We start from the raw sequence: 14650 nt of genomic DNA, 5'->3' as shown, positions 1-14650 counted from the left end.
AGGACGCACAAGGCAGGCGAGCATCGTACAGACGTCTGTGTCAAAAAGAAAAGAAGCCAGCCGTCGGGCTGGCTTCTGTGCCGCGTGGAAGTGTCAGTTGGCGCGCGGAATGATGGCCCAGGTGGGATCTTCTGTCGCGTACTTTCCGTCGATGAGCGGGGTTCGTGACGTCCAGTTACGGTAACCCAACAGGGCCTCGGCGGTCAGCGCGCTGTTGGCGCTCACACTCAGTTGCGCGTTGAACGACGCGGCAAGCATGGCTCGGGCGATGGCCGAGTGCGCGCTGGCGCTGTCTGGCAGGCTGTTGGGGTCCACGCCTGCGGGGCAGGATGTTTCCGGGAAGTTGGCTTGGTACAGCGAGCGCCATGTGGTGTAAAACTGTCCGGAACCGTCTCGCACATTCACGTAGTCACGAGCGGCCTTGTACAGGCAGTAGCCTTCAGTCTCATGCGTGAAGCGACCGACGTTGTACTCGCTGATCCAGTCCAGCGCAGGCTTGATGCCTGTGACGCCGTCGTCGACCAGTTGAGACATCACGATGCTCAGGAAATCGTTTTGCCACAGCCCGGACAGGCCGCGCTGGTCCGGCTTCTCGAGGAGACCCAGGGGGGACACATCGCTGCCATACGCGGTCTTCTGGTTGTGCCAGGTGATGTTTTTCTGGAGCCGCGTATTGAAGTAGCCCTTGAGTCCGTGCGAGTCTGGCGCGATGCGCGCGGCTTCACCGAGTGCCCGCAGTCCCCAGGCTTGACCACGCACCTGGTCATTCAGAATCCCGTCTGCATAATTCCGATAGCCGGGAGCGATCGCCGTCATGTTCCAGGCAGCCCAGAACATCAACTCGTCCAGATAGAACTGGTCTCCGGTGATCAGGTAGGGCACAAAGGCAAACGAGCCTTGGTGAGCAATGTCTGGTGTCCAGATGGTGCCCGTGTCCAGCACCTCGGGGAACCTGTCGTTGTTGGTGCCCGAGTTGTAGCCAAACAGTGTGGCGGCCGTAGGGTGTCGGTCCAGGTCCAGTGGGGCGTCTGTCACTTCATCACGGTAGTGGATCGGCACACTGCCTGCCGCGTCGGCGTTGGCCATCATGCTGGCGCGTGCCCGATCATCCTGCGTCACCAGAAACAGGGCGGTCCAGCGCGGGTACGGCCCGATCTCCTGACGCCCCCCTGTGGTGCCGAAGTATGGAGTCAGGAACACGTTCGCCATCGGACCTGATGTGGCGCTGGCCAGTCGAGTGCTTTCGGTCTGCAGCAGGCTGTCTGGAACGGTCAGCTTCAGGTTGTAATTCCACACGACCCGCGTGGCCATGAAGTAGGGCATGTGGTGCCGTACCTGGGCCTGAACAGCCTGCCCTTGCCACACGACCTTGTGCCAGCGAGCGTGGTGGTAGTGCGTCAGCGCTGGTTGCGACAGCACGGTCTGGCCGTTGCTTGTGCCGGTCAGTTCATACAGGTAATTGCCTGGAGATGGGCTGTAGGCCCAGTTGTTCTCGATGACCACATCCGTGCGAGCGCGTGCGCCACCATCGAGCAAGCGGACATGCAGCCTTGCGGTGAGTTGGGGGTGCGCCTGATTCGTTGCGGTGTCCTTGAACGGGACGACGACCGTGTACTCGTGGGCCACAGGCCCCCTGAGGTGCAGCTTTGCATCCTGGCTGATGGCCGTGCGAACGGCATTGCCTGCTGAAGCGGTCAGCGTTCGTGCCGCGGCGTAATTCACCTTGTTGGTGATGGTGATGGGAGCTGAGCCCCCAGTGTTGCGTCGTGTGACCGTGAAGGCGCCACCCTCATTGGATCGGGTGGTGATCCAGAGGTTGTTCCAGGCCCCGACGTCTCCGATCTTGTGGGCCAAGAAACGTGTGGAGTCCTGATTGATTTTGTTCATGAACGCTTTGGCGAGGCGCTCGGTATTGGTCAGGCTCCCACCCGCCAGTTGGGCGTCGATGGTGATCGAATGGACTTCACCGCCAAGATCCAGTTCCACGGTTTCGCCGACCACGAAGGGTGTTCCATCGGTCCAGCCATTTGGGTTACCGAAGGTCAGCATGGTCATCTGCGGCTGATAGAGCCGCATGGTGAGGTCCAGCGAGTAGTTTGTTCCGACGGGGCGGGGTGGCGTGACGGGCGCTTGGTCGGTCACAAAGAAACTGACGACCTCCTTCCCCCCTGCCTGAAGGGTCGGGAGTTGGATGGACACAACGCCGAACCGAGCCGATCCATCGGCGCGGCTGGCCAGCGCATCCAGTTGCACAGGAATGATCGCACCGCCAGAAGTTTTGGCCACCAGGTGTTTGCCGCTGGGAAGATCTCCCTGGCGGAAGGGTTGTCCGAAAGTCATCGGGACATTGCTCTGTGCCGATGCGCTGCTCGACCGTACCTGTACGCAGGTGATGGCGCCTTGTGCGCAGGTGAACCCGCTGACGTTGTCTTGGAGAATGTTCGCCAGGGAAGGGTCGGTCATCACAGTCACCGAGGCAGCTGGCTGGTTGGCCGATGAGACTGTCCCGCCGCCGCCTGAAGCGGAAAGCTGTCCCCCAGTGTTCAGTGCGCTTGGCGTTTCTGTCTTCGGCCCCCCTCCGCCACAACCGGCCAGGCTCAAGGTCAGTGCTGCTGCAGCACAGAGGCCAACGGCCTTTATCTCGGCTACTGATTTGAACATCTTGCGGACCTCTGGCAGAGAAAACTTGCGCCGATCATAGCCAGCGAGGCACTCGCTGCCAGCGTGAAAAATCCTGAGTCCTGAATTGGTATCCATTGCTTACAACTGCTTCAAAGTTGTGTCGATCTGCCGGTGTGCCGATCGAGGGTGGCGCCAGCCAGGCTGGACCGCGACTTGCCCTTATATCGACCGGCCTCTGGCAGGATGAAGCTCGACAGCTCACGCCCCCGAGCGCGACAACAACTGGATTGCGTGCCAGAGCCAATCGCTCACTGGCGCAGGAGAGGAGGAGATGAAAGTCTTCAGGCGGGTTTTGGCTGGCAATGGGGATGAGATTTTGGCTACGATGTGGCGCACTGAGTGAAAGTCGCGGTTGTCGAAGGCCGAATTCAAGGCGGCGTGGAGGCGCTCTTCGATGGACTGTGTAATCTCCTGCTTGAACGCTGAGGCGCTTGGGTGGTGAGCCAAGCAGTGGGCCAGCACCTCGGTTTCTCCCATCCGCATCCGAACGTTGTCTTTGGACTCATTTGCGGCATGCTTGCGCACCTTCACCAGGGGTTTCTCGCACAAAGCCAACTGGCCGTTCGTGATCACCCGCAGAGTGAATTCCCAGTCTTCGGAGCCGACCCCTCTGAAACGAGGGTCGTACCCACCATGCTGTTGCAGGAAGGTGCGCCTCACCATTTGTCCGCTCGGAAACAAGGGCTGAAAGCGCAGTGACCTCAGCAGAAGGTCGGGGATGTCCAGGTGGAAGTCTCCGTCTCGACGAGACCCTTCCAGCCAGTCGAAGCTGGCTTGTGTGAGCTTTGGCGGGCGTGTGTGCGCGTCTTCGATCGTCAGGAAGTTGTTGTAGGTGGCGTCTACCTCAGGGTGAGCGACCATCCATCCTGCGGTTTCATCCAGGTAAGTGGGCGCCAGCAGGTCATCAGAGTCGAGAAAGGCGACGAGTGGGCAGTTGCTTGCGGCAATGCCAATGTTGCGTGCGGCTTGAACCCCCTGATTCTGGGTGCTGATGACCTGAATACGATGGCCGAACTCCGCCAGCACCTTCAAGGTGTCATCGGTTGAACCGTCGTTCACCACGGTGATCGATGCAAACGGATGAGTCTGTGCGAGTGCAGATTCGACGGTCTCGCCAATCAAGGAGGCCCGGTTGTGAGAAGGGATCACCAAGGATGTCTGGAGGCAGTGTTCAGTCGATGTGGGCATGTCGGCGGCAGATCGCGAGGGATGACGAATCATCTCTCAGTTCTTGCCGGGTGTAGAGTCCCAGATCAGGAGGCCGCCCTCTGCGCCGGCTGTGCTGCTCCTTGAGTCCCGGCTTGTCTGTCGCCCTTTGCATGCGTCAGGCCTCTGGCGTGTACACCCCTTGGTTCATGAAACGTTTCAGGCATTTTCTCGTCGCTGCTGGTGCCTGTGTGGCGATTGTCATCAGCGCTGGACTGGTGGCTTGCTGGGACTGCTCCGGCTTCATTCCTTTGGAGATCTTGCGTCATCTGGAGCGGCGGCTGGATGGTCACCCCCGTCTTCAGATGCTGGGCTCTCCTGCGCTGGGTGCCATGAGGTGGTTGAACGACCAACTCGACAGCGATGTGCCTGCTTCTCCTGATTCGTCAGTCGAGCCGTCGGCCATGCGGGAGGTGCCAGGCTCCTTGAACCCCTTCCAGGAATCCCCTGCGATCTGGTTGCTGCGAGGGGAAACGCGCAAGAGGGTGGGCAGCCTGGCCGACGCAGCTGCGCAAGCAGTTGACGGGGACGTGGTCTTGCTGCAGCCGGGAGTCCATTGGACAAATGGCGCGGTCTGGCGCGGCAAAAGCGTCTCGATCCGGGGCGACGGTGGCCTGGCCCGATTGATGGCAAGTTCGGATCTGGCCGAAGGCAAGGCCCTGCTGGTCCTGGGCGGCGGCAGCTTTGAGGTGCGTCACCTGGCCTTCCAGGGCGCGCGTGTGGCGGACCGCAACGGCGCTGGTATCCGGTTCGAGGGTGGTCGCCTCAGAGTCGAGCATTGTGTTTTTCAGGACAGTGAGTCAGGGATTCTGATCAACGGCGATCCTGATGAGGCAACAACCGAAGTGCAAGTGTCTTTCACTGAGTTCGCGCGCCTGGGTGATGGCATGGGCTATGCGCATGCGGTGTATGCCGGGCGCATCCGCTTGCTGGAGTTGCGTGGCAACCATTTCCACCACGGGAAGGTGGGGCACCTGGTCAAGAGCAGGGCCCAGGTGTCGAAGTTGGTGGCCAACCGCATCACAGACAACCCGGGGGGGCAAGCCAGCTATGAGTTGAACTTCCCGAATGGCGGGCAGGTTTTTCTGATTGGCAACGTCATCGGGCAGTCTCGCAGCACTCAGAACGGGGCTGTTCTTTCCATGCTGGAAGAGGGGCAGCCCTGGGCCAGAAACGAGTTGCATGCGGTGCACAACTCCTGGGTCAATCTGCATCCTTTCGGTGGGCGATTCCTGCAGGTGGCAGGACCGTTGTCAGGCGGACAGGTGTGGCGCAATCTGGTGGTGGGACGGGGTACTTGGCGTGTTCCGGAGGGGGTGCCCAGTGGCGGGAACCTGCGGGTGGGCCTTGATGCAGTGCAGGACGCGCAGGCGGGTGATCTGCGGCCCGGGCACTGGCAACCTGAATGGGTGGCTGACAGCCCGCCACTTGTGGATGGCGCCGAGGTGTCAGCCCTGACGGAGGTCTATCGCCATCCGTTGAGGGTGGAGCCCTTGCCCAAGGGGCGTGCGTTGCTGGTGGGGGCCCTGCAGTGAGCCAGTGCCTCTACCAGCAGCCCGAGTGGTTCGACCTGCTGTGGGACCATGGCTTTCCTCGCTCGGGGGACGAGCGCTTGAACTGGGCTCAGTGCGCCGTCGCCGAGGCTGGTGTGGCCCTGCCTGTGGTGCGAGCGGGAGGGGCACTGTATTCGCTGAGCAGTTACTACACACCGCGTTTCGGGCCCTGCGGAGGGCCTGGCCTTTCCGCCGCCCCGATCGATCCACAGGCCGGCGCGAGGTGGTTGAAGCGTCGCACTGAGGTGCATTCGGTCAGGCTGCAGCCATTCCGTGCGTCTGACCTCTGGGTGTCGGATGTTGAGCGAGCCCTTCGCTTGGCGGGTTTTGCGTGCTGGCACTTTGAGTGTGGCGTGAACTGGCTGGAGCCTGTCTCCCTGGCGGGCGGGTTTGAAGCCTACTGGGCCGAGCGTCCGTCGCGCTTGCGAAACACCGTGCAGCGTGCGCGTCGCAAATTGGCGCGCCGCAGCAGCACATCCATCGACATCGTGTCAGAGCCTGGAGAGGTGCTGAGCGAGGCCATTGAGGCTTACCAGGCGGTGTATGCCGACAGCTGGAAAGGTGTTGAGCCGTGCCCGCAGTTCATGCCCGGTTTGATGAGCCTGGCGGCTGAACAAGGTGCACTGCGCTTGGGGCTTTTGCGCCTGGACGGAGAGGTGGTGGCAGCTCAGGTCTGGCTGGTGCACGACGGTCAGGCAGACATCTACAAGCTGGCCCAGCGGCCAGGATTCGACGCCTTGTCAGTGGGGTCGGTGTTGTTGGCGGCCATGATGGCCCATGTCATGGACGTGGACAGGGTGTCGACGGTGGACTTCCTGATGGGCGACGACGCCTATAAAAAGGACTGGATGAGCGTGAGGCGCCCACTGTGGGGACTCGTGGCGTTTCGCTGGCGTGACCCAAGGTGTTGGCCTGCATTGCTGAGGCATGTGGGGGGCGTGTGCCTGGCCTCAGCGCGGCAACGTGTCAATTGGGGCCTTGCGGCCATTGCGCGGACAACCACTCCATCATCAGCCGAATGAGTTCTGGCATGTCCTGTGACCCTGAGAACGTGTGGTCGGCGCCCGCCATGGTGGACACATGGACCGCGGGGGCCTCCAAAGCGCCGCGCCAAGCAAGATCGCGCCCCGCATGTTCCATGAATTCCAGCCCTGTGAGGTCCTGACCCGCCACGACCAGCCACAGGGGGCGACCGAAGTTTTTCCAGCCTTTGGCCATCTGCTGCTGAAAGCCCGGTTGGGCGGGCGTGCGTTGTCGACTGGCCCTCAGAAGGCGGCTGGCCGATCGGGCAGCATCCAGCCCCACCTGGCCACTCAACAATTTGCGCCAGAAACTGCCTTCGAGCAGGCGTTGCTTGTAGTAGTGCCGCACCACGGTCTGGGCCTGGCTTTGCTCGCTGCGCACCCAGGGGTTCAGCAGGATCAGGGCATCTGGTCGGACGGTGGTTGGGTCTGCCAAATGCATCAGTGCCACCGATGCGCCATCACACAGCCCGAGCCACACGATGCGGTCTGTGTCAGGCATCGCCGCCAAGCACTGCTGTTGGAGCTGCGGCAGCATGGGGGCCAGTTGTTCAAACGGCATTGCCGATCCATCTGCATCGCCCAGCCCAGGCCAGTCAAACCGCACAGCACTGTGGCCATTTGCGGCCAGCGCTCGGGCCAGGGTGGTGAACATGCGATGGGCGCCTGTGCGTGCCTGCAGCCCGCCCGACAGCATCACCACGCAGATGCCAGAGCGGTGCGCGCGGGCAGGACGGCTCAAGATGGCCATGCTGTGGATGGGTGCGATTGCAGGCGCAGGTGACAAGGTCAGGGGTACCGCGCGCTCAAAGCACAGGCTGTCAATGCTGACCCAGTCTTGAGGGGTTGTGCAGAGATCAGGGGGAGCCATGTGCAGCGTCCATGCATGCGAGTGTTTGGTCCAGCAGGTGCGACGCACTTTCCAGACCCAGCGTCAACCAGTAGTTCGGGCCCTCGACATTCTGCCAATGGGCACTGCAGCCTGCAGCCTGCCAAGCCTGCAGGGTCAGCGCTTGCGCTGGGGTTGGGTGGGGCGTGGAGGCGATGGTGTCGGGTGCCGCGGTGTCCAGCCACACCAGGTGCCTTGCGCCTTGGGGGGGATTGGGCATGGGGCACCGTTGCATATGGTCCAGCAGATCGGCTGACAGCGCTTGCCCTCCCAGCCACAAGGTCGGGGCTGTGGTGGCTTGCGTCGTGGTGGTGGCATCGCTCCGAGTCCAGCGTGCAGCCTGTTGTTGCCGCAGCCATTGCTGAACCATGTGCTTGCCGTGCAGCACGGGCTGCCACCAAAGCACATGTTGCGGAGATGCCAAAGCCGACGTCCGTCCCTGGAAGGCGTCAAGCAGCGATGCCGACATCAAGGCGCCGGCCCGAACGCCCCACACCCAATGACTCAGGCCGCCGGCATGGGCTGTGGGTGCTTGCCGCGTGAGCCACTCCCAGGCTTGCAAAGCATCGTTCTGCCAGTCGCGCCAGGTGGCTTCGTGAAGCTCTCCACCGCTGTCGCCGCAGCCCCAGGGGTCATGGCGCAGCACCATCCACCCCATGTCGGCCATTCGTGTGGCCGCCTGTCGCACCAGTCGCCGGGTGTGATTGAGTTCTTCTCCCCAAGGTGGCAGCAGCAGCACCAGTCCTTTGAAATGGGCAGAACAGGGCTGGTGCAAGACGCCGAACAGGGGGCCGCGTGTGCCAGTGAAGTGGATGGGCGTCCCGGCTGGCGTGCCCATGTCAGGAAGAGGCCGTGGCCTGCTCGACCAGTTTGCACACTTGCGCCACCGTGGCGAAAGAGTCTGCGCTGATGGCACTGTCGTCAAAGAACACACCGAAGTGGGTTTCCAGTTCTGACAGCAAGGCGACCACGCCCATCGAGTCCAACTCAGGCAAGGCCCCCAGCAAAGGCGTTTCGGGCGTGAAGTGCAGGGCTCGACCCTGCAACTGCAGGGCGCGGTCCAGCACGTGGAGCACATCTTGGAGGTCAGGCATGCGCTCATTCTAGAGGCCTCGCTTAACATCGCAGCATGTCTGACATTGACCTGCCATGCTTGAGCGATTTGCCTTTGACCCTGGGGCAGGTGGTCTTGCGTGCGGCCGAGGCGTGGCCTGATCGACCGGCCGCAGGCTCAGCCGAGCAGGTGTGGTCGTTCCGCGCCTTGGCTCAGCGTGCCAACCACTGGGCCCAGTCCTGGCTGGACGCAGGTTTGCAGCCTGGGGATTGCGTGGGTGTCTGGCTCGACAAGCGCCTCGACGGTGTGGCGGCCATGCTGGGCGTTTTGATGGCGGGCGGCGTGCTGGTGCCCATCAACCCGGTGCTCAAGGCGGCGCAGGTGCATCACATCCTGCGGGACTGTGACGCATGGGGCCTCGTCACCCTGGACAACCGCTGGTCCGTGCTGGCGCCCGTGTGGGGTCAGGGGCCTGATTCGGGGCCCTCGCAGGTGGCGATCCTGCCGGCTGCGGATGATGGTTCGCCGTGGCAGTGGCTGCAGCCATCGTGCGCACCAGTTTCTCGTGTGGCCGCGAAGCCCGATGGGCTGGCCGTCATCTTCTACACATCTGGAAGCACAGGTCTGCCCAAGGGTGTGATGGTGTCTCACCGCAATCTGATTGCGGGAGCCGTCAGCGTGTCCTCTTACCTTTCGCTCTGCCCTGACGATGTGCTGCTGGCGGTGCTGCCCCTGTCATTTGATGCGGGTTTCAGTCAGCTCACGACCGCCCTGTGGAGTGGCGCCCAGGTGGCGCTGCTGAATCACCTGTTTCCGCAGGATGTGCTCAAGGCCATCGCGCGTCATCGGGTGACTGGCATCACGGCAGTGCCACCGCTGTTCAGCCAGCTGGTGGCATTGGAGTGGCCAGAGGGGTGTGCCGATTCGCTCCGATTCTGGGCCAACACCGGCGGGCGCATGCCGATACCCGTGTTGCGAGCCATGCAAGCCAAAGCGCCACAGGCCACTCCCTTTCTGATGTACGGGCTGACTGAAGCGTTTCGGTCGACCTACCTGCCGCCGCAGGAGTTGTCTCAACGACCTGATTCCATGGGCAGAGCCATTCCTTATGCCGAAGTTCATGTGATCAATGCACAGGGGCAAGCATGTGCGCCCGGCGAGATCGGGGAGCTGGTGCATGCAGGGCCATTGGTCTCGCTGGGCTACTGGCGGCGTCCGGAGGATCAATCGCTGAGATTTCGTTCCTGGCCGCCCGCAGGCGCGACGGGCACTCAAGAGACGCCGCCTGAGCAGGCGGTGTACTCTGGAGATCTCGTGAGGAAAGACGAAGACGGGTTTCTGTACTTCGTGGGGCGGACTGACGAAATGATCAAGACATCGGGGTATCGGGTCAGCCCCACCGAGGTTGAACAGGTCGCGCTGGCCTCCGGTCTGGCCCGGGAGGCGGTGGCGATCGGTCTGGATGATCCGGCACTCGGGCAAAAGATCTGCCTGGCTGTCTCAGCCCTTGCTGGGGGAGAGGCTGGCCATGACGCCACACGGGCTTTGCTGGCGCATTTTCGGCAACACGCGCCGGCCTATCTGTGTCCACGACATGTGGTGTGGGTGAGCGAAGACCTGCCAAGAAATCCGAATGGCAAGCTGGACCGTGTCGTATGGAGGTCTCATGCGTGGATTTGAGGTGAATGCAGGGCAGTTGTGCTTGGGGGGGGTGCCGTTGTCACGTCTGGCAGAGCGTGCTGGACAGACCCCTTTTTTTGCCATCGAGCGGCTCTCCCTCGCGCGACGCGTGGAGGAGGTGCGTGGCGTGCTGCCTCCGGTTTTTCATCTGCATTACGCCGTGAAAGCCAACCCGATGCCTGCGTTGCTGAGTTGGCTGGCCAGCCGGGTGGACGGCATGGACGTGGCATCGGCAGCCGAGTTGACCGCCGCGCTCAACGCGGGGGGTGCGCCACAGTCCATCAGTTTTGCTGGGCCCGCCAAGCGTGATGCCGAGCTGAGGCAAGCGGTGGCCGCTGGTGTCTTGCTACACGTGGAGTCTTTGGCTGAGCTCAATCGAATCATCGTCGTGTCCGAGCAGTTGCACATTCGGGCCCGCGTGGGCCTGCGCGTCAATCCGGATGTCGAGCTGCGTACCGCTGGCATGCGCATGGGAGGGGCTGGACAGGTCTTTGGTCTGGACGCTGCAGACGTACCAGAAGCGTTGACCCTGGCGGCCCATCCCGCCTTGTTGTTCGAGGGCTTCCATGTGTACGCAGGATCACAGGTTCTGCAGGCAGAGGTGTTGCTTCAGGCCATGCACCGCACGCTGGACATGCTCAAGGCCTGGCAGCCCATGCTGCCTGCTCCGGTTCGATCGTTGAACCTGGGGGGCGGTTGGGGCATCCCCTATTTCGCGCATGAACAGGCGCTGGACCTTGCCCCAATGCGCACAGGCCTGGAGGTGATTGGCCAGCGCGTGGCCCGCGAGTGGCCGCAGGCCCGTGTGGTGATCGAGTTGGGTCGATTCCTGGTTGGAGAGGCGGGCATTTATGTCGCGCAGGTCATGGAGCGAAAAGTCTCAAGTGGACGCGTTCATGTCGTCATTGACGGTGGCATGCACCACCACCTGGCTGCCAGTGGCAACCTGGGCCAGGTGTTGAGACGCCCGTACCCGATGTGCCTGGGCAATCGCCTCCACGCGGGCCTTCCCACCGAAGACGTCACGGTCAGCGGCCCCCTTTGCACGCCCTTGGATACATTCGGCCAGGCAGTGACACTTCCGAGAGCCTCTCCTGGTGATTTGCTGGTGGTTTTCCAGTCGGGCGCCTACGGTGCGTCCGCAAGCCCTGCGGCATTCCTGAGCCACCCTGCTGCGGTCGAGTTGCTGGTGTGAGTCGCTGGGCTTCGTCTGCCGTGACGACTGCGTGGTGGGGCGGTGCCCTGGGCCTGCTGGCGTGGTCAGCGGCTGTGTTGCATGCTCACCCCTGGTTCGGTGGCTGGTCAGCGGTGTTCTGGTTGATGCCCTGGTGCTGGCTAGGGGCTGTTCGTCCGGTGTTCAGCATGGCTGTCTTGTTGACATGCCTGCCCCTGGCCCATGCGGGACTGTGGACTGGATGGCGGCAGGTGGACGAGTTCGAACTGCTCGTTGCGGCATCGGCGGGCGGCTGGTGCCTGGCCCGGTGGCGGCAGAGGTCACACGGTGAGGCGCCACCCCAGGCGTTGGAGTTCGGTCATCCTGCCGCTTGGTTGCTTCTGTGGTCGTGGGCCTTTTGGGGCGTTTTCCAGGGCTTGCGTCACCTTGACGCAGCGGTGGTGGTGCCCTGGCACGAGGGTTGGCGATGGGCCGACCACGAGGGCGCTGCAGCGCCATGGCGTGCGCTTCGCGGATCGGTCTGGCCGGTGCTGACCCTGTGGCTGCTGTCTCCCTGGCTGGCCCGCGCCCGCACCTTGTCTTGCTGGCGCACAGCCATGTGCGCAGGGTTGTGCTGGGTCGGTCTGGCCGTTGTCTGGGAGCGCCATGTCACGGTGGGCGTCTGGGACATGGCAACCCAGTACCGAACGGCGGGGACGTTCTGGGACATGAGCCTTGGAGGGGGCGCAATCGATGCCTATCTTGCGATGGCCTTGCCTTGGACGTGGTGGTCGCTCTGGCTGGCACGGTCAACGGCCAGCCGGTGCATGTGGGCGGGTCTGGTGGCCTTGGGCATCTACGCGGTGGTCACGACATTTTCGCGGGGTGTCCTGGTTGCCTCAGCCGTTGGGGTGTTGTGGTTGCATGGGCTGGCGGTGCGGCCCGTGTGGCGTCAGGTCAGCCCTCATCGGCGCCTGATGCACGGCTGGATCTCTGGCGCATTGACCCTGTGGTGGCTGGCCTTGGTGGTGTCTGCCAGTTTTGCGGTGAGTCGCTTGGAGCAGAGCACCGCTGACGCTGTGGGCCGATGGCGTCACTGGGGGCAGCAACTGACGCTGATGACCTCGACCACACATTGGGTGGCCGGATTGGGCTTGGCCCAAGTGCCCGCTGCGTACAGTGCCTCGACCGGCTCGGCTGAGATGGCCGGTCGGGCCCGCTGGGTGCCGCCGGCGGCCGGGCTCCCCGCCCACTTGCTTTTGGCAGGGCCGCCCACTCGGGCAGATCTTGGTGGAGCGTTTGGCCTCAACCAGGCGGTTTCGTGGGGCAGCAGCGGGCCTGATGGATTTGCGCTGACAGCCCGGTCGAATCGGGACCTGACGGTGCGCATCAGTCGGTGTGATCAGTGGCTGTTTCATCCGATGCAGTGTGAGTCGCTGGATGTGAACTGGCCTGCAAGTCTTGGGGTGGTGACTCGGTCGTGGGAGTGGCCGGCATCGGCCCCAAAACCTCCGGGGGGTGCGGCGCGGTCACGGGTCCCTCAGCAAGTGACGCTTTCCGTCTTGAGTCCTGGCGCTGAAATCCGTGTGTTTGAAGTTCGCTGGCGTCAGGCTGGAAAGACCATGACGGGGCGCAATTGGCAATTCACTGAGGGTTTATCCGGGTGGTGGCCGGTCGCGACCCGACACTTTGTCCCCTGGCACAGTGACAACCTCTTTTTGGAGGTTGGGCTTGAGCGTGGTGTGGTTGGCCTGATCATTTTCGGTGGGATGGCGCTCTGGGCTTTGCGCTCAGGAGCGGCTCTCCGGTGGGCTGGGCTGCATGCTGCGGTGGGGAGCATGGCTTTGCTGGGCCTCTTGATCAGCGCACATGAGTTCCCCCGCGTGGCATTTCTGTTGCATTTCCTGCTCGGTTGGACGCTTCTTTTAGGGAGTGCTCGAGTGAAGGGATCCGCGTAAGATCGCCTGTTACCAGTAGTTTCGGAGCGATGTCCGGCAGTTTCAATGCCGGAAGCGCCGCACATGATCAAAATCTTCGGGCACTATTTTCACAAACGGTCGGCTTTGCAGGTGGCGGTGGAGGCCGCTGCGGTCATGGTGGCCGCTTTTTTTGCGGTCTGGCTGCAGGCCAGCCTGAGAAAACCGGTTTCCATCCTGGACGCATCCCTCACCGGAGCGCTGGTGGCGGCCAACTTCGTCATGGTCAATGCCACCCTGGGCTTGTACGAAAACGCGCGTTCCTTCTCTCTGGGCGTGATGCGCATCCGCGCTGGCGTGGCCTGGGTGGCCTCAGGCGCCATCACGCTGGGCCTTCTGGTTCTCATGCCAAAGGTCATTGACAAGAGCATCTGGCTGGTTTTTGCGGTGCTCATGGCCGCCAAGGCCCTGGTCATCTTGCAGCGCGAGTTGAGTGTGTCGATGCTGCCAGCGTCCGTCACACGCACCCGCGTGCTGATCTACGGTGCTGGGCTGAGGGCGCAGGCGGCCGCCGAGTCGCTGTTGCAGAGCGATCCGCGTGTGGATGTGGTGGGTTTTTATGTCAGCCCCAACGAAACGCAGATCGACATGCCCTCGCAACGGCTGTACCGGCACCCTCGCAAGCTGTCCGACATCGTGGTCGAGCAGGAGGTCGATGAAATCATTGTCGCCTTGACCGAGCGGCGTGGTGGCAGCATGCCCATGCGCGATCTGCTTGACTGCAAGCTTGACGGGGTTCGGGTCATGGACGTGGCCACCCACTTCGAGCAAAAAGTGGGGCAGATTCGCCTGGACACCATGTCGGCTGGGTACCTGATCTTTGGTGATGGCTTCGAGCAGGGCATGGTTCGCACCCTCGTCAAGCGCCTGGTCGACCTGATGGGCTCTCTGGTGTTGCTGGCACTGGCCGCTCCCGTGATGCTCCTGACCGCCATCCTGATCAAGCTGGACAGCCGTGGTCCGATCCTGTACAGCCAGGAGCGTGTTGGGCAGGGAGGGCGCCTCTTTCATGTCGTCAAGTTCCGCAGCATGCGTACCGACGCTGAAAAAGACGGCGTTCCTCGGTGGGCCACCGCGGGTGACAGCCGCGTCACGCGCGTGGGGCGCGTGATCCGAAAATGCCGCGTCGACGAACTGCCTCAGTTGTTCAGTGTGCTCAAGGGGGACATGAGCCTGGTCGGGCCCCGTCCCGAGCGGCAGTTCTTCGTTGAACAACTCACCCAGCAGATTCCTTTTTATGCGGTCCGTCACAGCATCAAGCCCGGCGTGACCGGGTGGGCGCAGGTCCGCTACCAGTACGGCTCGACGCTGGAAGACACCACCCAGAAGCTGCAGTACGACCTGTACTACGTCAAGAACCACTCGCTCTTTCTCGATCTGGTTGTCCTCTTCGAAACCATCGGGGTGGTGCTGACAGGGAAGGGCGCGCAGTGAG

10 protein-coding genes are annotated in these 14650 nt (G+C 62.7%); 5 read left to right on the top strand and 5 right to left on the bottom strand.

The features are described from left to right. Positions 1–93: 93 nt before the first annotated feature. Together EYS42_RS11080 and EYS42_RS11075 are read right to left on the bottom strand one after the other, a co-directional pair. A complete protein-coding gene (locus tag EYS42_RS11080) occupies positions 94–2757 on the bottom strand; it encodes an RIFT barrel domain-containing protein (protein WP_130968224.1) in 2664 nt (887 codons plus the stop codon). Positions 2758–2880: 123 nt separating this feature from the next. Next, on the bottom strand, positions 2881–3903 hold the full coding sequence (locus tag EYS42_RS11075) for a glycosyltransferase family 2 protein (protein WP_130968223.1): 1023 nt from the start codon (positions 3901–3903) through the stop codon (positions 2881–2883). Positions 3904–4019: 116 nt separating this feature from the next. Between EYS42_RS11075 and EYS42_RS11070 the strand changes: the two genes are divergently transcribed. Next, positions 4020–5423 (top strand): right-handed parallel beta-helix repeat-containing protein, encoded by a 1404-nt coding sequence (locus EYS42_RS11070; protein ID WP_165456736.1) that lies wholly within the window; start codon positions 4020–4022, stop codon positions 5421–5423. A gap of 371 nt (positions 5424–5794) precedes the next feature. Then, positions 5795–6463: a GNAT family N-acetyltransferase gene (locus tag EYS42_RS17085; RefSeq protein WP_165456735.1), complete on the top strand. Its 669-nt coding sequence runs from the start codon at positions 5795–5797 to the stop codon at positions 6461–6463. Here the strand turns inward: EYS42_RS17085 and EYS42_RS11060 are convergent. The 3 genes from EYS42_RS11060 to EYS42_RS11050 all read right to left on the bottom strand — a co-directional run bounded on the left by EYS42_RS11060 (position 6408) and on the right by EYS42_RS11050 (position 8446). Then, a complete protein-coding gene (locus EYS42_RS11060; RefSeq protein WP_165456734.1) occupies positions 6408–7214 on the bottom strand; it encodes a hydrolase 1, exosortase A system-associated in 807 nt (268 codons plus the stop codon). The genes EYS42_RS17085 and EYS42_RS11060 overlap by 56 nt on opposite strands. 106 nt (positions 7215–7320) lie before the next feature. Further along, positions 7321–8190 carry an alpha/beta hydrolase family protein gene (locus EYS42_RS11055; protein ID WP_130968219.1) on the bottom strand — a complete coding sequence of 290 codons (870 nt, stop codon included), beginning with the start codon at positions 8188–8190 and terminating at the stop codon, positions 7321–7323. A gap of 1 nt (position 8191) precedes the next feature. Next, positions 8192–8446: an acyl carrier protein gene (locus tag EYS42_RS11050; protein ID WP_130968218.1), complete on the bottom strand. Its 255-nt coding sequence runs from the start codon at positions 8444–8446 to the stop codon at positions 8192–8194. Positions 8447–8481: 35 nt separating this feature from the next. Here EYS42_RS11050 and EYS42_RS11045 point away from each other — a divergent pair, with 35 nt between their 5' ends. The 3 genes from EYS42_RS11045 (at position 8482) to EYS42_RS11035 (ending at position 14649) form a co-directional block, all read left to right on the top strand. Then, a complete protein-coding gene (locus EYS42_RS11045) occupies positions 8482–10086 on the top strand; it encodes an acyl-CoA ligase (AMP-forming), exosortase A system-associated (protein ID WP_130968217.1) in 1605 nt (534 codons plus the stop codon). Then, positions 10040–11281, top strand: a complete 1242-nt coding sequence (locus EYS42_RS11040; protein ID WP_245503609.1) for a pyridoxal-dependent decarboxylase, exosortase A system-associated — start codon at positions 10040–10042, stop codon at positions 11279–11281. Before EYS42_RS11045 ends, EYS42_RS11040 begins: the two co-directional genes overlap by 47 nt. Before the next feature lie 1979 nt (positions 11282–13260). Then, entirely contained in the window at positions 13261–14649 is a 1389-nt protein-coding gene (locus EYS42_RS11035; RefSeq protein ID WP_130968216.1) for a TIGR03013 family XrtA/PEP-CTERM system glycosyltransferase, read from the top strand. The last annotated feature ends 1 nt before the right edge of the window (position 14650 follow it).

This window comes from Aquabacterium lacunae, assembly GCF_004310865.1.
In the GTDB taxonomy this organism is placed as follows: domain Bacteria; phylum Pseudomonadota; class Gammaproteobacteria; order Burkholderiales; family Burkholderiaceae_C; genus Aquabacterium; species Aquabacterium lacunae.
Note: the sequence above shows the minus strand (reverse complement) of the source record. Positions and strands in the feature narration are given on the sequence as shown.

Bases quoted from the DNA above. Each gene is read 5' to 3' on its own strand.
- EYS42_RS11075 (WP_130968223.1), bottom strand. From the start codon at position 3,903: ATGATTCGTCATCCCTCGCGATCTGCCGCCGACATGCCCACATCGACT.
- EYS42_RS11060 (WP_165456734.1), bottom strand. From the start codon at position 7,214: ATGGCCATCTTGAGCCGTCCTGCCCGCGCGCACCGCTCTGGCATCTGC.
- EYS42_RS11040 (WP_245503609.1), top strand. From the start codon at position 10,040: ATGGCAAGCTGGACCGTGTCGTATGGAGGTCTCATGCGTGGATTTGAG.
- EYS42_RS11050 (WP_130968218.1), bottom strand. From the start codon at position 8,446: ATGCCTGACCTCCAAGATGTGCTCCACGTGCTGGACCGCGCCCTGCAG.
- EYS42_RS11035 (WP_130968216.1), top strand. From the start codon at position 13,261: ATGATCAAAATCTTCGGGCACTATTTTCACAAACGGTCGGCTTTGCAG.
- EYS42_RS11080 (WP_130968224.1), bottom strand. From the start codon at position 2,757: ATGGATACCAATTCAGGACTCAGGATTTTTCACGCTGGCAGCGAGTGC.
- EYS42_RS11055 (WP_130968219.1), bottom strand. From the start codon at position 8,190: ATGGGCACGCCAGCCGGGACGCCCATCCACTTCACTGGCACACGCGGC.
- EYS42_RS11045 (WP_130968217.1), top strand. From the start codon at position 8,482: ATGTCTGACATTGACCTGCCATGCTTGAGCGATTTGCCTTTGACCCTG.